The sequence below is a fragment of the Lysinibacillus sp. 1 U-2021 genome (genome assembly GCF_029916965.1).
Lineage (GTDB): Bacteria > Bacillota > Bacilli > Bacillales_A > Planococcaceae > Lysinibacillus > Lysinibacillus capsici.
The window spans coordinates 3,626,190-3,645,641 of record NZ_CP123966.1; the positions used below are offsets into that span (position 1 = coordinate 3,626,190).

The following is a 19,452-nucleotide window of genomic DNA, read 5'->3' on the forward strand; positions in this document are numbered from 1 at the left end:
GGAGATGTTATAATGGATAGAATTTTAGATACTGGGAGTTACGGAATTTGTTTATTTTCAATAGACGTCCTGCAAGACTTTTTAAAGAAAGAAAAAGTTAGGACAAAAAAAATTTTAAAAAATTTTCAGGATAATCATAATCGTTATTTAGCTTCACTTAAAAATGGTATTTGGATACCTTTTTTGCCTATAAATTCCATAGAGTATATAATCAAACTTGAAAATTGTAATCAGTCATTTGACGATGAATGGGAAGAAAAATTCGTTTATCATGACTTTAATATTGAAGTTAAAGATTCATTGTGGATTGCAGATATTGGTTCATTTTATGAATTTGATAAAAATGAATTTTTAGGAAATGATGAAGTATCTTATGAAACTTTAGATGGTAAAACACTATATTCCGGATTTAGATACAGTGTTTCTTCTGGTAAATATTCGGTATCTATAAAAGGATTTGCGCGTAAGAAGAAATTAGATTATCCAAATTCAAACTTTGGTTTTTTGTTTTCTCTAAAAAAAGTAAACGAATTTGAAGGTTTTAATGATCCACGGGAAGATGAAAGATATAACTTTAATGTGGCAAAGATAGATTAAAATAGTATAGGAGAGATACCTAAGTATCAATTCTGAGGGGCAATAAATCACACTAAAGGGATTTTTGCCCCTTTTCAAATTACAGTGATTTCAAGAAATATGGAATAAGATTCTCGATGAGTGTTTCACGCAGAATGATACAGTTGAACGAGAAAACTTAGTTGAGTCACAAAACAAGCATGAATTACAGAACAATCTAGTTACATGAGTATTTAATGAAAGGTTTGTCCCTTCTACAAAGATTACGAGTGAAGGGTAGAAGCTTTTGACGAAGAGGGTAATAGGGTTTGGTATGCTCAGCTTGATATTTATGGACGAGTGAAAGAGTGTTATCAAGGGCAGTATGAAGATGTGGAAATAGGATTGTATTATAACCGATTCCGATACTACGACCCAGAGCAAGGGAATTATACTCAGATTGATCCGATAGGTCTTGCAGGAGGAAATCCTACGCTTTATGGGCATGTCAGTGATACGAATATTTGGATTGATATATTTGGGCTTTCTTATACAAAAGAGCTTAAGAAAAATATGAATAAAGCTAACAAAGAACTGGCCAAAACAGAAGGATATATGAAAAGGGCTTGGCATAAGGAGAAAGGGTCGGCTGCCCATCATATTGTTGCTGGCGATGATTTAAGGGCTCAGCCTGCGAGGGATATATTAGCTCATTATAAAATCGATGTAAATTCAGCTGATAATGGTATTTATTTGAAACACATATACCCTAATAGTAAACAACCAGGAGCGTATCATAGGGTGATTCATACAAATAAATATTATGAGGATGTAAACAAACAAATAATCAATGCAAGTAAAGTTGGAGGGAAATCAGCTGTAGAAAAAGAATTAGAGTTAATTAGGAATGAATTATTATTTGACAAGAAGGTGTATTAATTTTGGATATATATGAAATTAAAAGTGACTATGATGTTTTTAAATTTTTTGTATTTAAACAAGGAAGTTCATCTAACTATTTAAACTTTGAAGGTCAAAAATTAGGAGACAATTGGATACCTTTAGAGTTTGAAATTTTCAAAGAAAAAGGAAAGAAAAAGGATAAACGATTTGAAGATTTTGATGCTTCATGCTATTTTGATGGTATTTTAATCGTGAATAATAATCTGAAAGAGATTTTGGAAGCTAATTATAGTGAAAAAGTTGAAATTTTGCCAGTTAATACGGATAGAGGTCCATATTATTATATAAATGTAACGAATAAAATTAAATCTATTAAAAATGTGGATAAAATGTCTTCAGACGAAATAATGGAAATGGTAAGAAATAATAGGTACGTTTTTGATCTTCAAACTGTAAAAAACGAGTCCATATTTAGAGATAGCAAAATGTCATCAAGCTATTTTGTTACAGATTTCTTTATTAATCTAATGAATAATAATCAAATCAAAGGATTACGTTATGAAAAAGTTGGTCATACAGAATAGTAAAAAACGTATAACGAAAATATACAAAACAGGATATTACAAATTATTATTTTTGTTCCGAAAAAAATTAAACTAATTACTATTGAAGATGTGTTATCGCTTCCAGAGATTTGGTTTTAGCTTCTTCCAAATTCGAAAAAATGAAATTTAAATATAAAGGGATGTTTTCATTAGATAGCTTTTATTTACTATTTAAAATGATGCGTTTTTAATTTTTTGTAGTAAAAAAATTAAATTTTGTCAACTGTGCCCCATAATTTAGCAGTTTAGTAAAAAAAGAATGCTGTATTAATTAGATGACTTCTGCATGTTGCCGAAGTCATCTCTTTTAATATTTCGAAAACTCTTTTCTATGCTAGGAGCTTCCTTGTAACTCTTAGGCTATGGATAAGAAAATATCTTCTCAGTTAAGGTAAATACAACTGTTTTACTATGTTAATGTTTGAAAGGATACTGATGAATACTAGCAGGTATTGATGAAATTCCAGTAAACTGGGCAAGTGAAGAATCAATGGTTTAAAATATCAACAAAAAATGGTGGGACATCAATTGTTTTAAAGAGGTGGATCTAGACAGGTGATTTGTAGGAAAAATAGAGTCAATAGTTGAAATAGAGAGGTGTGAATAATATGGATTGGTACAACAAAATTGAAAACGTATCAAACAAGCAACAATTCTTAGAATTTGTAAATTTATTATCAACGGATTATCAAAAAAATATAGATGAATGGGAGAATAAATCTATAGATTTATTTCTTCAAGCCATTGAGGGATGGATGGAAGATATGGAAGGATTTTATGAAAATTCTGGTTTAGATACACCCAAAAATATAGACTTGAAACTATTGTATATTATGCTATATGTAGGTAAGGTATATGAATAAAAGGCCCACGCTAAAAAAGAATTAGTTATGTGAGATTTGTATGGAGAGACTTTAAATTGATGAGTGTGGTGTAAATAATAAATCAATTTAAGGAATTTATTAGATCGATTGATTAGTTGAAGAAGCTTATTAGTGATTATCTAGGTACACCTTCTGAAGCCTACGAAAATGATGGTAATAAGGTTTGGTCCAATGAGTTAGATATTTATGGCCAGTCAAAAGCGTTTAACAGTGACAAGGATTTTATACCATTCCGATATCAAGGGCAATACGAGGATGAAGAAACTGGCCTTTACTACAACAGATTTAGAAATTATTCACCAATTGAGGGTATGTATACGCAAAAGGATCCAATTGGGCTTAATGGAGGTTTGGTCTTATATGGCTATGTACAAGATACAAATAACTCAATAGATATTTTTGGTCTTTCTTGTACTAAAGAGTTAAAGAAAAATATGAACAAAGCTAATCGAGAGTTAAGAAAGAATGAAGGGTACATGAAACGTGCTTGGCATAAGTATAAAGGTTCAGCAGCTCATCATATTGTAGCGGGGGATCATTCAAACCAAGCAGCTCAGAGGGCAAGAGATGTACTAAAAAGAGTAGATATTGATATCAATAGTGCTCATAATGGAATTTATTTAAAACATATGGATCCAAATAGTAAACAACCAGGGGCTTATCATAGAATAATTCATACCAAAGAATATTTTGAAAATGTTGCTCAAAGATTAGAATCTGCTGAGATGTTAGGAGGAAGAGCGTTAGTAAAAGCTGAATTAGAATTAATACGAAATGATTTACTATTTAATAAAAAAATATGGTAATAAAACAAGGCGAGGGATTAATATGGATATATTTAAAATAGGAAATGATTTTGACTATTTTGATTTGACTTTTCTTGATGAAAAAGACGTGAGACTTTTTTCAACTTTTAAAGGACAAAAAATTACTTTAGAATGGAAAGAAGATATTTTTGCAATATCAAAGGATAATTTACAAAAAAATGAGCTTTTAGATTTTGATGCACGTTGTTTTGGTTCTACTTTAATTGTGAAAAAGAAATTTGAAAATCAATTTAAAAAATTACTGCCAAATGAAATTGAAATGTTTCCTGTAAGGATAAAAAATATTTCGGAGGATTTCATATATATAAATGTACTTAAAGTAATTCCTGCTATTGATTTTGATGGTTTAGATACCCAACAATCTCTTAGTATGCTAAGAAATAAAGAAATTAAGTTCAAATTAAACGAAATATCCGATCAAATTCTCTTTAGAGATGTTAAAATTAATTTTTATTATTGTACTCAAAAGTTTATTGACTTTATTGAAAATAATCAAATTAAAGGTTTATCTTTTGATAAAGTTGGGGTAGCAACATGAGTACAAAGGAATAAATATTACAGTTAAATAATGACAATACCTATTTCTCATTAAGACTTCTTGAATAGAAATATATTTTTCCGTTGTAAGATGCTTCAATAGCTCTAATCACTTAGACGAATGATTCGCCTGCCGAAAGCAAAAAATTCACGACATAAATTAAAGATGTTCTGTTGGTAATGGGATGAAATGTACGAAGGCCGGAATTTTTTGTATTAAAATATATCTTCAAGTAGAAGTAGAATTTTTAGTCATATATCGTAATAATAGATGATTATTGGGAAAATATTGAAACATAGGTAAGAAGGAATTTTTAATACTTCTTTACCTATGTTTTTTGTGTTAATGATACTTACAGGAAGCAAACACAAAGATAGAAGCAAGAAGTGAATAAAATAAAAAGTAGATGGAAACCAGGAATAAATGATGACGCAACTATTAAAAGAGTACAAAAAGAAAAATAAAAGCAGGGGATCTTCCAAGAGGTAAAGAAACTTGTAATAAACTTGGATAGATAAATCAATTAATGAGGAGAGGTTTTATATGGAAAAGAAAATTAAAGATTTATTGATAAATTAGCTCGATTAATAGAACTAGCTGATATTAAAAAAGATAAATATTTATTCCAGACCCATCATATGAAATAATGGATGAAATTGAAGCGTTAGATAATGCATTTGATTATTTAGAACCTATATTTCTATTAGATGAAAGACGCCCTTTGGTGTCTTGGAGCACTTGGGAGTTTTTTAGAAAAGTTTTATCATGATGGCTATGAAGACTTGTGTGTTAAGTCCTGAATTAATAAGAGACTTTCGATTAAGACAAGGATTTTTTGAAGCTTACCCACCCTATGATGAAGAGAATAAACTATTCTTTTTAATGGATGGGAGTCTGTGCCTTTTTCAATAGAATTAACAGATAGTGAATAAAGTCCTATTTATGAAAACCAAAAGAAGATTGCCAGCTCTCTTGAAGAATTTTTATCCAAGATCATGGAAGATCCTGAGTACTTCCAACAGGATTAGTAAAAAGATAAAAAGGGCATTAAATAAAGACAAAAGAAGATTAGAAATTGTTTGAAACGAGAGAGGCAATATTCTTTATGATTTGAAGGTACTCTCCTTCAGAAGGTTAGAAGATTGAGCATTTGACCAAAAAGTATCTTGAATATATTTCGAACCTAATTAAAAGAGAGTAGCATAAATCCATAGAATTTGGATTATTGCTACTCTTTTATTATAGTGCAAGGACTCTCATCAGTTTCCAGTAAATATAGTCAACACTGAAGCTTTAAAAAAGCAAAAACCGCTAGAATTTTAATTTTAAAGAATTTATTGTTAATTATTGAAGAAAGATATTGAAATGACTTGATGTCACCTCACATAACACATCTGAAATAGAATTACTATTTGGGATGTGAATCACCAATTACGCAGCATGGTCAATGAGCTAACTGGTGTAAAAGTAACGTACGGATACGACGAATTCAGTAACCTCGTCTGGGCCAATCAAGACAGTAAATTTGATTTCTTATACCGTAGCGTCGATGATGTCGGTAATCTATATGAAACAAAAGACAAAAAAGATCGCGTTTACGGCCCTGGTAGTAGATTACTTGAAACGAAAGATGCCCAATTCTCTTATGATGAAGAAGGAAATCTCATAGAGAAAGTCGAAAACAATGGTGATACGTGGAAGTACGAGTATTATGGCAATGGCATGATGTCGAAGGTCATTCGTCCTGATCTCACAGAAGTTATTTTCAAGTATGATGCTCTAGGTAGACGGATAGAGAAGCGTTCTGAGGATAAGGCAACTCATTTTGTATGGGATGGCAATACGATTCTGCATGAGTACTCCACACAGAATGTTGCAGATACTTTAGACAATCTGAATTCTTCACAGACTGATACCGATATAGCAGATGATCTTGTTACATGGGTGTTCAATGACGGCTTCGTCCCTTCTGCAAAGATTACGAGTGAAGGTCATTATAGTATTATTAGTGATTATCTCGGAACGTCTGTTGAAGCCTATGATGATGAGGGTAATAGAGTTTGGTCTGCAGAGCTTGATGTTTACGGTAGAGTGAAAGAATTTACAGGTGAGAAAGACTTTATTCCATTTAGATATCAAGGTCAGTATGATGATGTAGAAATTGGATTGTATTATAACCGATTCCGATACTACGACTCAGAGCAAGGGAATTATACTCAAATAGATCCGATTGGACTTGCGGGTGGGAATCCTACTTTGTATGGTTATGTCGGGAACCCAAATAATTCATTGGATATATTTGGTCTAGCCCCTAAATCTCCAATGCTTCCTGGTGTAGATTTATCAGAATTGAACTTAATTATGTATAAACCAACAAAAGTAACACCAATAAATGGATCGTATTATCAAGGTATAGAACGTGCTTGGGAATTAGAAAAAGAATTGGTTGAAAAAACAGGGAGTGGATCTCATCTTTGGGATGAAGCTGAAATAGAAGAACTAAAAAGCCGGGGAAAAGTGAGTGGTTATACAGGACATCATATTACTAATCATAAGAACGGGGCTTTAGGGAATGCTTGGAAGGGAGATCCAAGAAATATTAGATTTTTACCTAATGCTAAACATGTTGGAGGATATAATGAACATTTATATGGTGAGAGAGGTCATAGAGGAAGTTATACTAATGCAACTACTGGTAGACTAATTGATCGCCAAGCAATGATAGATAGATATAACAGTGAAAGGAGCTGTAAAAAACGATGAAGTATCTAGCTCGTTCAATTTCTAAGCAAGAAAATGCCAATAAGATAAAATGTTTAGGAACATCTACAGAAACTAAACGGGAGTTAGGAAAAGTTTTCAAACTTCCAATTTTAAGCCAAGCGCTTTTGAAATGGTACAGTGATTTACCAAAATCCAAAGATATAATGTTTTATTGGACTAACGATTTCTATATATTTGGTATAGAAAATCTAACAGTTGCGTTAGAAGGTTACAGGTTTATAAGAGATGATAAAGGTTGGATAGATATTTCAAAGACAATGAAATGGCGTGAAAATTGGATTATTATTTCCAGTTGGAGTGGAAATCCAGTGATTGCCGATATAAGTAAAGCAGAAACTCCAATTTATTACGATTATGTTGGAGAAGATTTTTCACCAAAACTACTAGTGGATTCACTAGAAAAATTCGACTATTTTCTATCTGTTTGGCTTGATAAACACGATGATAGATACTATAAAAGAGGTGAATATCAATCTGATTTTTATGATTTAATGGAGAAAGAGTGGAAAGTTAAGTTAAGTGAGGAGGAAATTAGGGTTTTATGCGGATTTCTTCCTATTGTAAAATCAAAAGATAATTTTGCTCCAATTGAGCAACGGATTATAGAAAAAGCAAAAAAGAATTATGTGTATCTGGATAATCCAGGTGAAAATAAATCAAAAGTGATACTAGCATTAAAAAAAGAAACAGGATTATCACTTGATGAGATACGAAACGGTTTAAATAATAAAGGATTTCTAATAGCTGCGGGATATGGAGAAAATATTTTAGTTTTAGCTGAATACTTTATTTCTTTAGGTGCAAAAGTGAGGATTGAGCAGAAATAAATCATTATAGTGTATTCATTAGAAACTAAAATATAGAGGAATTTAATTTATGAAAAAGAGGCTTATAAAGCCCGAAATAGATAGGTTGGAAAATTCAGAAAAATTTCAAGTTAATCATAATCGTTTTTTTGTTTTAAAGTAGTATTTACCTTTTTACCTTAAACATGAAAATTGTAAACAGTTATCTGAAGTTGAATGGGAAGATAAGGACTATTGAAGATATTGGTGCAATTAATGAATTAGAAGGCTTAATAATCTATGGGAAGATGGAAGGTATAACTTTAATATAGGGGGTAAAGTGGTAATTTTTAAAAATATAATAAGAGAAAGATTATAATATTGGCAATATCATAGTTAGATAAATAATAGTAGAAATATAAAAAAGAAGGCGCTTTAGCCTTCTTTTTTCATATCATCGCGTAAGCGAACAGTTTTCATTCCGTTGCATTTAAGAAATGTTTTGAGAAAACAGTCTGTTAATAGAGACTGAGAATAAACATACATGCAATCTTCAAGCTTGAGCGAGATCCATCTGGTTCTGAAGAGACTTTATTCCATTTAGATATCAGGGGCAGTATGAGGATGTAGAAATCTGATTGTATTATAACCGATTCCGATACTATGACCCAGAGCAAGGGAATTATACTCAAATTGACCCGATTGGACTTGTAGGCGGGAATCCTACATTATACGGTTATGTTAGTGATCTAAATGCAATGATAGATCCCTTTGGATTAATAGTAAGGCAACCAATCATTTTCCTTTCTACTGGTGAGGAGTAATACATCCTAAAACTATAAGTCCGAATAATCCACATGGTATATTTACTATAGATGCAACTGGTTCATATTTTGATGATAGAGCCGCACTTGCAAAAGAAGCTGGAATTAATGATCCAGGCAAAAATTATCGATCTCATCATATAGATTACGATCCTAAGACGAATACAATGAGAATGCAATTTGTACACGAAGAATACCATAAATACCCCACATGTAGGCGGTGCTGATGACTTTAAAAAGGATACAGGTTTTAAATATGGTTCGCCAGAAGCAGTTGCGGAAGCAACTAAAAGAAGAAATAAATTAAAAGGAGGGTGTGTAACCTAAATGAACAACAATTTTAAAAGTAATTCTAATGAATTTTTTAATAATGATATTTTATTTGAGAATTCTTGGAAGAGTATATCGCTTTCCCAAATAAATGAAATTGTACCTGATGAGTTTCCAGGTAAAAAAGATTTTATAAAGTTTTACCTTACTACTAATGGTGGAGTGTTTTCTAAAGGGGCATATATTTATCCGCATAATTTTTATGAAGCTTCAAATAAGGATTATTATTCTATAGAAATTGGTAGTTTTTTTCATATCCCCTTAATCGAAGATGAGGAAGATTCTGATTATACAACATCTATTGAAAGAGCAAAAGATAGAAGGATAGATTATTCTGAGGAATTTGAAGACTTTGTTCTATTTCATATTCCTTTTGCTGATAATCATGCTGATAATGATTTTTGGATTGATATTCAAACAGGAGAAATTAAATACATGGATTATGAAGTAAGTTACGACCCTGAGAATGCTATTATTGTTGCTCCTTCATTTCTTGATTTTTGCAAGCATATTCAGGCAAAACTTAAGTAAGATAATATAGTTTTCAGAAACATGTGTATGAGGAAATAAGACTACGAGGGCATCTAGAGCATTATATAATTATCTGGATTTTTAAGTTGTACAAACGATATTGTTGTTGTATGGATGATGTACACTTTATCCTAATGTTTTGTTTCTTAAAGATTTCAAGATTCTTTCTGAAGTTGTGAGCTTTACTATAATTGAACTAGTAGTAAATATTTATGATGAATATTTCCAAACATAGGTAAGAAGACGCTATTAGCACTTCTTTACCTATGTTTTTGTGTATTAGAGAAGAATTAATGTATCGTGTATTTGGTGTTAATCTATCTTTGGACGTTCAAAGTTATTAAAATTTTCATAACGGAACTTCTCCTTAGTGGATTGTTTGCGCTATTTACCTCGAATATATATAAATGTTTCAAATGTTTTAACATCAATTAATTTTGATGGTTTAGATATGCAAGAATCTCTTGCAATGCTGCGAGGTGAAAACATCAGATTTAATTTAGAAAAAATAGAAGATAAAACTATTTTTAGAGATATTAGAATTAACAATTTGTATCAACGCCATTATTGAAGCTATCTCCCCATTTATACGAAATAAAGTTCGTACTAGTAAAACGCCAACCAGTTAAAGAGTATGCTGAAGCTGTGTTTTGAAATATAGAAAATAATAAAACAAAAGACAGAAGCATAACAGCAAGTTTCGATTTTGATTTCAAGTTAAAACCCCTAGGTATTTTTTAAACAACCCCATTTTATACCAATAATTAAAATATATAAATAATTTTTATAAATTAGTTAATTTTAGTAAAAAGGTAGTTCGAAAGTCTTGGTCAGCCTTGATATCAAAACTTAAAGAGTTGTGGAACGGATTCTTGTTCAACTAACGAAGAAATTTAGTTGAATATGTAACTTTTGGTGGATAATTGGTGTCTATATAAAAGAGGTGGGTAAATAAAATAAAAAAATTATTCTATGGTTTGATCGCATTAGCTTTATTCATGATTACAGGATGCAATATTCAAGGGGGAACTACAACAGTATCAATTGACAGTATAGATGCCGAAGAAGCTTTAACATTAGATTCTGATGCTGATAACATACGACTGAAAAATTGAATAATTGTATGTTTAAACTTGTTAGGCTTTAACAGCACTTGTCCCTTTTGTAATCATTACTTCTAAATTCTTCACATTGCCATTAAACACAAGGTCAATTTGACACGTGCTCGTTTTCTCATCGATAATGTAGCCGATATCATCTCCATCATGGATAATGGAGTTGACATAGCCTTTATCATTCAGCCATTTACTTTTTTGACTGCTTGGATTATTACTGAAGAACCTAACAATATTTTCATGCTTAAAGTCACCTGATTGGAATCGCAGTATTCTTTCAATATACGTACTCACCTGTGTTTTGTAGATAGAATCGAATCCATCCTCTTCCATCGCTAAGCTTCTAGCTTTATAGACAGTAATACGTTTAATATCTTTATCTTGGAGCTGGGCATTTTCTGACGAGAACACAAAGCCAAAGCTTCTGCTGTTAATCGCATCTTTAATATTATTCGTAAAGCCTGAGATTTCCTTTGCCATTGTTGTAACAGCTCTAAGCGAGTTTTCACCGGCTTCAATATCGAATCGTACGCCAGGATAATTACGTTTTACATTTCTGAAGGACTCCTTTAAATACTCAGGGCATTGGTAGGCGGAAACAATGCCTGCGGCTACATAGCTAGCCCCGACATAGACCCCTTCGATCCATAGCTTTAAAATATCTTCCTTTTCTTTAGATAAACGGGCGCCATTTTCCGTCGTGTACATTCTCGCATCAATAACGACACCTGATTTATCCTTTGGAATTATGGTGAAGTTCGGTAAGCACGGTATCGCAAACTCACTATAGTCTTTTCGAACAAGCACGGCGCATTTATCAATCAGACGATCTATCCCTGCGGTTGCAATCCCATTGAATGTTGTTTCTTCCTCCGCCATGAAGTTAAAGAAAACCTGCACTTTGTAATCTTTTATCGTATCTAGAAGAATCGATAGGGATTCCATTGTATTGCCTTCTTGCTTGGCAACCTTTTCATTCCCTTTAAATCTAGATCGGCTGACCTTCATTTTTCCAGTAGCCTCTAGTTCCAGTGCAGGAACAATGCCGTACCACACCGTATCCGTAAAGTCATTTTTAGAGTTTACAGTATTTAAATACGTCCGTAATCGCGGTAGGTTATTACTTTTCACGAGCATATCGAGCTTAGTGTTTGTCACAAGCAATGATGGCTGCATCCCTTTATTTTTCGTTGTGTACTGATCAAAGTACATTTTAATGCCTAGGAGCTTTTCCACTAGAGGCTTGACCGTTTTTACAAATTCATCCTTCGCATTCTTATAGAACTCAAGGTATGTATTGTAATTTTGAACCTCTGTTTCCACATCAAATTCCGCCTTCACAGCTGGTAGAGGAGAGAACGTTCTTACAACTAAATCTTTTACATAGGAAGAAGGAGACTCTGTAATGGCCTCATAATCTTCTTCAAAAACAGTACTTAAACCATAGTTACTATTTTCTTCAATCACCATCAGTTCCGAGCTATTGTTTTGAGGTGCCTCAATAATTTTCAACTCGCCATTATCACCAATAGAAAGGGTCCCAATTTGTAATTTTTCGGATTCCCCTTCATCCTGATTAACGCCTAACAATAATCTAGTTTTAATATCTTCGATTGCTAAAGGTAGCATGGCCATGACATTGTTGTAATTTTTACTGGCTACTTCAAACATCAGATTCAGCTTGTCACCAGTATCTAATTTTTTCGGATCACCCTCATCTAGCTTCTCATATTCACCGTAAAGGTAATGAATTTCCTTACGAACTTGGCGAATGTCGTCCATGACTTTCTTAGGAGAGATCATATCAAGTAGATTTTCGAATTTAAAATCTACATTTGTGATGCCCTGGCTTCTTTTGGTATCAATGAGGGTGAAGAGCATCTTTAAAAAATCATTATTTTGATCGATTGCTATTTCAGAAATACAATCATCTTGAATACCTTCAGGTTTCTTCAGGGTATACATTACCTTTTGATTAGCGGCATTGTAGAATGAATAAACCGTTGGAGAAAACTTATCTAAAAATTCGTCAAAGCTTTTGACAAGAAGATATTGATGAATTTCTTTAATCTTTTCATCACTTAGACTGTCGATCCCCTTTACATCTCCAACAAGCGTAATTAAGTCCATCTTTTCAGGATTAATTTCTTCAAATAGCATGGTTCTGTTTGTTTGACTAATAATATCCATTCATTCGGCTGTATTATTATACAGCCATCCCTCCTTTTTACATCGGATTTCGAGTAAGCACAATCATCTGCGAGCGGTAACTTAAAATTAACTTTTTAGTTATAAAATTCCATTTAAAGAAAAAGAAACTGCAGTTTAGCTAAACTGAAGTTAAAATTTTATAACCATTTTATCTACATCACAAATGACATTATGTATCACAACGTAACTATACAATATCTTATTTTATTGTCAATATTTACATTGTGATATTTTGTTAATTAAAATGTAAATTGATAGTTTAATAGGAAAAATTAAACATACCTAATTTTATGATATTTTTTTAAAAAAAAATGTGTTTTTCCACTTTTTTTAATAAAAAAAGACAGCCTAGGGTGAATTTTTTAATCCTCTTAGGCTGTACAGAGCGCTGATCTTACACTACAAAATGATAAGAATGGATTACTTTTTCTAGATAATTGGTCATTTAGAATTATTTACCTTTAAATAGTTCCTTATTCTATTGACAAATTCTTCAACTGTTATTACCCACTTCATGATTTGTAGGGAAGGACACCGTTTTTTTACTTGTACTGCCAACCCCCACATAATGATGTAGGATAAAAGAAGACTTACACTATTATTATGTTCTTTTACTTGTTCAATTTTATCCTCAATAAGCCGCTGGGAAACATCAGGAGGAATACTATCTGTCATTGAAAAGTAAAATGTTGCAGCAAAACTATATACATCAGTATAGACACCTTGCGCGGGCTTATTAGAATATTGCTCAAGAGGAGAGTAACCTGAGCTTGTAAAAATTTGATTATCTTTAGCTGTTTTATAAAAAATTGCTGACCCAAAATCTAGTAAAAATGGACTACCTTCTGAATCTATCAAAATATTACTTGGCTTAATGTCACGATGGAGAATCCCCAGTTTATGTACATAGCACAGTGCATCTATTAAAGGAAGAAAGATACTTTTGTATAAATGGTCTCGATCCTGGACAGGAAAATCCTTTAGATATTGATCTAATAGTTTTCCTTCATAATAATCCATAATGATATAAATCGATCCATTTTCCTCAAAATGATCAGTATATTTGACTATATTACGATGATTTATTTGCTGCATAATAAATGCTTCATTTAGAAAAATTCCTTTTAGATCCTTGAATTTTTGCTTTGTTGAAGGCAAACGATTGATGATTGTTCTATTATCTAAATCCCGTATAGCCATTTCTTTTGGAAAGAATTCTTTAACAATTAGTTGCTCTGCATTGTTAATATTTTCCGCAAGGTAGACGATGGATAATTTACTAGTAGCAACAACTTCTTTTATTTTATATGTATTATTCAGAACACTATTTATCGGTAAGCTCAATTCACATTGAGTTGCTTGCATTTTTGCTCCTTCCCCCTTATAAGCTTTGAAAACCTGTATGCAAATATAGATCAAATTATCTACCTTTTAACTAAAATACAAATTAATGTAAGTATACCAATTTATATCTTTTTATTAAATAGTGATCTTCTTTCCATTTGAGGTTTGATACATCTATTTGACATTTTGATTTTTTATCCATCTCTCGTTAAGAATTTCTTATTATATTAGAAAGTCGAATTAACACTAACCTTTATTCATAAAAAAAGCTTAAATCACATTTAAATAGGTGATTCAAGCAGTTGATTTCAAAAGATAATCTAGCCATATATTTTTGTGAGATATTTATTTTATGTAGATTCTATATATTTATAAAAAAACAGATTCCTCTTTACATGAATCCAGTCCTAAAAGGTCTTGATGTGTTTTATCATAAACTTCCCAATATGTATTTGAAAAAAAAGAACTTTTATTTATTAAGTTTATAACGTTGTAGGGTGATTTCTTTATTGATTGTACGACACCTTTTATATCACATAACCTCTAAATCTATGAGTAACCAAAAACTCCTTCTTATACCCTAACAAATATGTTTACCTGTTAATGAATCTATTGAGTATATTTCCTTCTACTCTCATGAGTAGCTAAATCTGCATAACGTGTCGTAATTGGTAATCGACTATTTTTTTCTACAAAATGTAGAGTTATTTTTATTGAAGTCTCTAAATCGATCCAGTTACCGCATGAAATAAAAATGGGCTTTACATCCTTTCTCGTTCTCAATACTGCTCCATATACTTCTCCATCAACCTTAATATAAGTAAAATTTCCTGTTTCATTTTTTGGCATTTGAAAATCCGTGTCTTTTATCTTTAAGTAGCTTTTTGCAACGCCTATTGTGGGTTTCTTCAAATAAAATGAGGCATGTGTTGCGATTCCCATATGCCTATAATGTAAATAACCATTTCCATCAAACATATAAAGATCTGGTTCACATTGCAGCTTTTTCACTGCTTCTATCACCATCGGAAGTTCCCTAAAAGCAAGATATCCTGGAATATATGGCACATCTATTTGACCCCAATATTCTACTTCTTCGATAATTTGTTTGGTAATATAATCGATTACGACAATACAACAAACCCCATAATCTTGCTTCCCCTCTGTCCAATATGCAATGTCAATTCCAGCTACCCGACGAATAGCTGCTAACTGAAAATTGTTTTCTAATGAAATCTTAGAAATCCATTTTTCTTGTTCAATCTTAAACAATTCTTCCCTTTTCATTTTCCACCATTCATCCATTCTTTCACTTTTTTTACTTGTCTTTTATGCTTTTCTTTCTTTGCCCATTAAAATAGCTAACTATATCTAATTCTCTCTCGTTTTAAAAAATTTTCAAACCTTTTCATTATATCTTCATGCGTAGTTGGAAGTTCTTGGGGCATATAATTAACCAATATTGTGCTTTCTTCATTTAATTGAGGAAAATAATTAGTTCTTATAGCTAACATGAGTTTATCTAAATCTTCACTAGATATTCCCCAAGCAAGTTCATGAACAAATTCACTTTCGTCACCAATTTCCATCAATTCTACTGCATAATGAGAGATAATCCCTTTATTAAAATATTTCCCGTAAACCAAATGTTGCGCATCTTATCTGCTCTACCTTTGGCTCCAGACCAAATGCCATCTACTGCACCTAGAGTTAGATAATTTGCAAAATCATATGGAGAATCGAGTGCTTTATCTACTCACCACTTTTGAACTCTTTGCCGATTTCTTTGAAGCTATTAAGTGACTTGACAACTGGTTTTTTGATGTCCTTTATCACCACTTTTGCAGCTGAACTCGTTTTGATGGCTAGTTCCTTCGTTGTTTGTTTTACTTCCTTTACTGCTTGCTTTGTCTGGTTATAAACGGCTTTCGTTTTGTTTACTGCTTGTTTATAGGTTTTCTTTCCCGCTAGGACAGCTCTTTTTACTACTTTTTTAAATTGCTTTGCTATTTTACTTTTGCTTAGTTTATTATAGAGCTTCCGTGCCTTGGTAAAGAATTTACCCCACTTCTTCTTTTTCTTCTTGCGTTTTTTCTTCTTTTTATTGGATTTTCTTTGTTTTTTCTTCGTAGAGCTCTTCTTTTTGGAGGATTTCTTAGTGCTCTTTCCTTTTGACCCGCCGCTCTTTCCTTTTTTCTTTCCACCTGGGGAGCCTACTTTCGGAATCATCCCTAGTAAGCTTCCTGCTAATCCTAATAGACCCATTAGGCATCACCCCCACCAACAGGGATCATCCCCATGACGTCTAGGGCTGCCTCCAGGTCTGCTTCCTCTTCTTGCGCTGCGACAGATACAGGGGCTTTAATGGAGCCATCCATCGTCACTACCTGTCCCTGAATATCGGTATTGCCATCAAATACAAGACTGCTTGAGCCGCATGTGAAACGCATCGACTCCGCTGCACTCATGGACACACGTTTTCCGGCAAAGGTGATCGTGTCGTTGGCTTTGACCAGCAAGGAGGACTTACTATGCACAGTGATGCCGCTATCCTGATGGAGCTGACGTCATGCCGCTTTAAGTGAGCTAGCCAACCAAAAAAGGCAAAACATTCATTTCCATCATATCGAAAAAATTGCAGAAACATTGGAGATAGAAGATATTCGAGACATCATTAATCTCATAGACACAGAAGATTAAAAAAAGTCGCCTCCGTTGTTAGAAGAAGCGACTTTTTTTATCGTCATTATTAATAAAATTGTGTACAACCTTTTGTTCAAACCCCGTTCCCTCTACATGGTTAGCGTAGAGCAAGAGTACCTTGTTGTACTTCTTATTGTTTATCGCCACGAGCATTGGCAGTATCATTTGTTTTTTATTATTTCCTACTCTTACTACCATCGCCATGTAAAAAGTCATCTCGCATACTTCTCACGCTTTTTATTGTTTAGTAATACTTATGAAGGCAGTGCCTTCATGATATTTGATTCTGGACATGGCATGGCTTCATTTTATCAACAAATTCTAATTTCTCTTTAAAGTTATTTAAATTTTTCTAAACCATAATACGGGTTAGAGATATTCTCACCTACTTCATCTATTGTTTGCTGTATTTCATCTAGGATTGATTTATCTATATCCTTATACTGTTCCAGTGATTCTTTTATTTTATTAAAGCAAATTTCTAGACCGAGATTTACTACAATAGAAAGAATAATATCTACTTCATCATAGGAATCTGTATTCCATAATCTAGAGAGAGTTCTATCAATATCATTTCGTATATCACTTCTTAATAACTCGTATGTCATAACTTGCCTGTCTGTTAGTTGACTAAGGATTAATAAAAAACCATCTTTTTCTATTTTATTATTTCTAAATTGATCTAATGCATTTTGAAACATTGATATTAGTGTTCCAGTTGGTATTCTATCAGGTAGATTCTCAATTTCATTTATATCCAAATTTTATTTCCCTTCTATTGAAATATGAACCTCATTTAAATATTGTTTTTTTGTCCCTGTTCCGTTTGATTTTTAACTATGAGTATAGTCGTACATTATACATAACCGTTACAATCTAAAGGTGTTTTTATTATGTCTTCTACCATTCGTTTACTTCTCAATGATATTTTAACTAAAAAACAAATGAGCTGTCGGCAACTGGCCAAGCAAACCTCATTTCTTCCTAATACCGTCAATCATTTATATACACAACCTATACAACGTCTGCATATAAGACCCTTTCAGCTTTGTGCTACACATTACAAGTCTCTATTCAAGACCTACTTGTATTGGAGATAAACGATTAACTCACTCGAAGAACAATTGAACCCGTGCATCTGTCGGTATCACCACTATATTTTCCAAACCCAGTTTGTATATCACACTCAACATCAAAACTCACAAATTCTACTCTGCTTGCCCGATTCCCTATCATCTCTAGTATCTCTTTAAAATTTGAGTAATGCTATGGCCTTGTTTCAATCCTTAGGGTATGTATGTGACCTTCTATTTCTCTATAGTTTTTAAAATACATATGAACATATACATCGTTACTTTTCCGCATGTGTAATTCATAGCTATATGTTCCGCTATAAATCTTGATTTTCATTTTATATTTCTTCACCCCCAACATATAAACACGTAAAAATGCTGAATGTGGTACATCCTTATAATCTATAACGAACTTATCTATCGAAACCTTTATTTCCATCGTATTTTCTTCTCCTTGTATGCTAGTACTTGTATAAAATTTAACACTTAGTACACTAATTAAATAATCATCATCTTCTCTATCTATGAATATAGAAATACGAAAAAGCACTTGTCGCCTGTTATAGACAATCAAGTGCTTTAAGTTTATAAATTTTCTAAGTTTATTAATATATTTGAAAGTTTTATAAGTAATTTTATATCGACAGTATGACATCTTTTATACTACTTGGCAAGTGTAACGTTTAAACCCTTTAGCATGTTTAATCTCGTGTGTTGTTACTAATACCATCCATAAGTGGCCCTTGTAAGCCTATTCTCGCTCTTATTGCTTTATTGTTAAAATAGGACTCCTTGATGGTCTAGCCTTCATGAGTTATTAATTCAAATTCAAGGAATCTTTAACCGTAAACAAGTTATAAATGACTCTGTCATATTATACCTTGTATTTATCGCCACGAGCATTGGCAGTATCATTTGTTTGTTACTATTTCCTGGTCTTACTACCCTCACTGTGTAAAATGTCATATTGCTTACTTCTCACGCTTTTTATTGTTTAGTAATACTCACACTGCCTTCATGATATCATAATTTTAAACACCGCATTGTTTATTACCTCAACTAATTCTAATTTTTCCTTACTATAAAATTTTATTAACATCCTTAGATTTCTTTTTAAATCTTTCGATGTCTAATAAAATTTGTTTTGTATTTTCAGAACCTACTTCCTCTTTAGTAGGTATTGATTCGAGTTCATTTATCATACTCATTAACTCAGCTTTAATATCTTCACGAAGATAATTTCTTTCAATACTCAAAAGTGCAATTCTTAAATATATAACTAATTTCTCAACCTTACTATTCACTATCCCCCTATAGTATTCTTCAAGAAGTTTTTCAGTTACTTGTGAAATAGATAAACCTTCATTTAAAAATTCATCAAAATCTTCTATGACATATTGATTAAGCTCTTCATAACTACTCAACATTGATTTTATACAT

General features: G+C 32.2%; 20 protein-coding genes and 1 pseudogene. 12 read left to right on the forward strand and 9 right to left on the reverse strand.

The window, feature by feature from the left end; genetic code table 11:
• Positions 1-12 precede the first annotated feature (12 nt).
• The 11 genes from QH639_RS18965 to QH639_RS19015 all read left to right on the forward strand — a co-directional run bounded on the left by QH639_RS18965 (position 13) and on the right by QH639_RS19015 (position 9,566).
• Entirely contained in the window at positions 13-597 is a 585-nt protein-coding gene (locus QH639_RS18965) for a hypothetical protein (RefSeq protein WP_227744912.1), read from the forward strand.
• Between the two features lie 318 nt (positions 598-915).
• Positions 916-1,494 carry an AHH domain-containing protein gene (locus tag QH639_RS18970; protein ID WP_281114986.1) on the forward strand — a complete coding sequence of 193 codons (579 nt, stop codon included), beginning with the start codon at positions 916-918 and terminating at the stop codon, positions 1,492-1,494.
• 2 nt (positions 1,495-1,496) lie between these two features.
• Positions 1,497-2,042: an imm11 family protein gene (locus QH639_RS18975; RefSeq protein WP_131520642.1), complete on the forward strand. Its 546-nt coding sequence runs from the start codon at positions 1,497-1,499 to the stop codon at positions 2,040-2,042.
• A gap of 629 nt (positions 2,043-2,671) precedes the next feature.
• Positions 2,672-2,926 (forward strand): DUF7660 family protein, encoded by a 255-nt coding sequence (locus tag QH639_RS18980; RefSeq protein WP_131520643.1) that lies wholly within the window; start codon positions 2,672-2,674, stop codon positions 2,924-2,926.
• 116 nt (positions 2,927-3,042) lie between these two features.
• Positions 3,043-3,753, forward strand: coding sequence for an RHS repeat-associated core domain-containing protein (locus tag QH639_RS18985; protein ID WP_131520644.1), 711 nt, complete (start codon positions 3,043-3,045; stop codon positions 3,751-3,753).
• 22 nt (positions 3,754-3,775) lie between these two features.
• On the forward strand, positions 3,776-4,312 hold the full coding sequence (locus tag QH639_RS18990) for a hypothetical protein (RefSeq protein WP_237898242.1): 537 nt from the start codon (positions 3,776-3,778) through the stop codon (positions 4,310-4,312).
• Positions 4,313-5,731: 1,419 nt separating this feature from the next.
• Positions 5,732-7,075 carry an RHS repeat-associated core domain-containing protein gene (locus tag QH639_RS18995; protein WP_131520646.1) on the forward strand — a complete coding sequence of 448 codons (1,344 nt, stop codon included), beginning with the start codon at positions 5,732-5,734 and terminating at the stop codon, positions 7,073-7,075.
• Positions 7,072-7,923 (forward strand): hypothetical protein, encoded by an 852-nt coding sequence (locus QH639_RS19000; RefSeq protein ID WP_131520647.1) that lies wholly within the window; start codon positions 7,072-7,074, stop codon positions 7,921-7,923. Before QH639_RS18995 ends, QH639_RS19000 begins: the two co-directional genes overlap by 4 nt.
• Positions 7,924-8,519: 596 nt before the next feature.
• Entirely contained in the window at positions 8,520-8,705 is a 186-nt protein-coding gene (locus QH639_RS19005) for an RHS repeat-associated core domain-containing protein (protein WP_227744913.1), read from the forward strand.
• Between the two features lie 180 nt (positions 8,706-8,885).
• Positions 8,886-9,032 (forward strand): hypothetical protein, encoded by a 147-nt coding sequence (locus tag QH639_RS19010; protein ID WP_193767347.1) that lies wholly within the window; start codon positions 8,886-8,888, stop codon positions 9,030-9,032.
• Positions 9,033-9,566 (forward strand): SMI1/KNR4 family protein, encoded by a 534-nt coding sequence (locus QH639_RS19015; protein WP_131520648.1) that lies wholly within the window; start codon positions 9,033-9,035, stop codon positions 9,564-9,566. It abuts the gene before it with no gap.
• A gap of 1,136 nt (positions 9,567-10,702) precedes the next feature.
• Here QH639_RS19015 and QH639_RS19020 read toward each other — a convergent pair.
• From QH639_RS19020 to QH639_RS19045, 6 genes are all read right to left on the reverse strand, one after another.
• The gene (locus QH639_RS19020) at positions 10,703-12,871 is read right to left on the reverse strand and encodes a transcriptional regulator (RefSeq protein WP_036075040.1); all 2,169 of its coding nucleotides are present in this window, start codon (positions 12,869-12,871) and stop codon (positions 10,703-10,705) included.
• 462 nt (positions 12,872-13,333) lie between these two features.
• On the reverse strand, positions 13,334-14,257 hold the full coding sequence (locus QH639_RS19025; RefSeq protein WP_281114987.1) for a serine/threonine-protein kinase: 924 nt from the start codon (positions 14,255-14,257) through the stop codon (positions 13,334-13,336).
• Positions 14,258-14,845: 588 nt separating this feature from the next.
• The gene (locus QH639_RS19030) at positions 14,846-15,541 is read right to left on the reverse strand and encodes an endonuclease V (protein WP_131520630.1); all 696 of its coding nucleotides are present in this window, start codon (positions 15,539-15,541) and stop codon (positions 14,846-14,848) included.
• 56 nt (positions 15,542-15,597) lie between these two features.
• The gene (locus tag QH639_RS19035; protein ID WP_227744910.1) at positions 15,598-15,825 is read right to left on the reverse strand and encodes a hypothetical protein; all 228 of its coding nucleotides are present in this window, start codon (positions 15,823-15,825) and stop codon (positions 15,598-15,600) included.
• 163 nt (positions 15,826-15,988) lie between these two features.
• Positions 15,989-16,501 carry a hypothetical protein gene (locus QH639_RS19040; RefSeq protein WP_259420369.1) on the reverse strand — a complete coding sequence of 171 codons (513 nt, stop codon included), beginning with the start codon at positions 16,499-16,501 and terminating at the stop codon, positions 15,989-15,991.
• Positions 16,501-16,704: a hypothetical protein gene (locus QH639_RS19045; protein WP_237898250.1), complete on the reverse strand. Its 204-nt coding sequence runs from the start codon at positions 16,702-16,704 to the stop codon at positions 16,501-16,503. The genes QH639_RS19040 and QH639_RS19045 overlap by 1 nt, the downstream gene beginning before the upstream one ends.
• Before the next feature lie 97 nt (positions 16,705-16,801).
• Here QH639_RS19045 and QH639_RS19050 point away from each other — a divergent pair.
• Positions 16,802-16,936, forward strand: a pseudogene (locus tag QH639_RS19050) (helix-turn-helix domain-containing protein); the annotation flags it as partial.
• 18 nt (positions 16,937-16,954) lie between these two features.
• On the opposite strand, the gene QH639_RS19055 reads toward QH639_RS19050, so the two are convergent.
• From QH639_RS19055 to QH639_RS19065, 3 genes are all read right to left on the reverse strand, one after another.
• Entirely contained in the window at positions 16,955-17,155 is a 201-nt protein-coding gene (locus QH639_RS19055; RefSeq protein ID WP_259420517.1) for a hypothetical protein, read from the reverse strand.
• A gap of 122 nt (positions 17,156-17,277) precedes the next feature.
• Positions 17,278-17,700 carry a hypothetical protein gene (locus tag QH639_RS19060; protein WP_259420519.1) on the reverse strand — a complete coding sequence of 141 codons (423 nt, stop codon included), beginning with the start codon at positions 17,698-17,700 and terminating at the stop codon, positions 17,278-17,280.
• Positions 17,701-19,091: 1,391 nt separating this feature from the next.
• A complete protein-coding gene (locus tag QH639_RS19065) occupies positions 19,092-19,439 on the reverse strand; it encodes a hypothetical protein (protein ID WP_259420521.1) in 348 nt (115 codons plus the stop codon).
• Between the last annotated feature and the right edge of the window lie 13 nt (positions 19,440-19,452).

Bases quoted from the DNA above. Each gene is read 5' to 3' on its own strand.
- QH639_RS19015 (WP_131520648.1), top strand. From the start codon at position 9,033: ATGAACAACAATTTTAAAAGTAATTCTAATGAATTTTTTAATAATGAT.
- QH639_RS19035 (WP_227744910.1), bottom strand. From the start codon at position 15,825: ATGGAAATTGGTGACGAAAGTGAATTTGTTCATGAACTTGCTTGGGGA.
- QH639_RS18980 (WP_131520643.1), top strand. From the start codon at position 2,672: ATGGATTGGTACAACAAAATTGAAAACGTATCAAACAAGCAACAATTC.
- QH639_RS18965 (WP_227744912.1), top strand. From the start codon at position 13: ATGGATAGAATTTTAGATACTGGGAGTTACGGAATTTGTTTATTTTCA.
- QH639_RS19040 (WP_259420369.1), bottom strand. From the start codon at position 16,501: ATGGGTCTATTAGGATTAGCAGGAAGCTTACTAGGGATGATTCCGAAA.
- QH639_RS19000 (WP_131520647.1), top strand. From the start codon at position 7,072: ATGAAGTATCTAGCTCGTTCAATTTCTAAGCAAGAAAATGCCAATAAG.
- QH639_RS19025 (WP_281114987.1), bottom strand. From the start codon at position 14,257: ATGCAAGCAACTCAATGTGAATTGAGCTTACCGATAAATAGTGTTCTG.
- QH639_RS19065 (WP_259420521.1), bottom strand. From the start codon at position 19,439: ATGTTGAGTAGTTATGAAGAGCTTAATCAATATGTCATAGAAGATTTT.
- QH639_RS19045 (WP_237898250.1), bottom strand. From the start codon at position 16,704: ATGAGTGCAGCGGAGTCGATGCGTTTCACATGCGGCTCAAGCAGTCTT.
- QH639_RS18990 (WP_237898242.1), top strand. From the start codon at position 3,776: ATGGATATATTTAAAATAGGAAATGATTTTGACTATTTTGATTTGACT.
- QH639_RS19030 (WP_131520630.1), bottom strand. From the start codon at position 15,541: ATGGATGAATGGTGGAAAATGAAAAGGGAAGAATTGTTTAAGATTGAA.
- QH639_RS19055 (WP_259420517.1), bottom strand. From the start codon at position 17,155: ATGACTTTTTACATGGCGATGGTAGTAAGAGTAGGAAATAATAAAAAA.
- QH639_RS19020 (WP_036075040.1), bottom strand. From the start codon at position 12,871: ATGGATATTATTAGTCAAACAAACAGAACCATGCTATTTGAAGAAATT.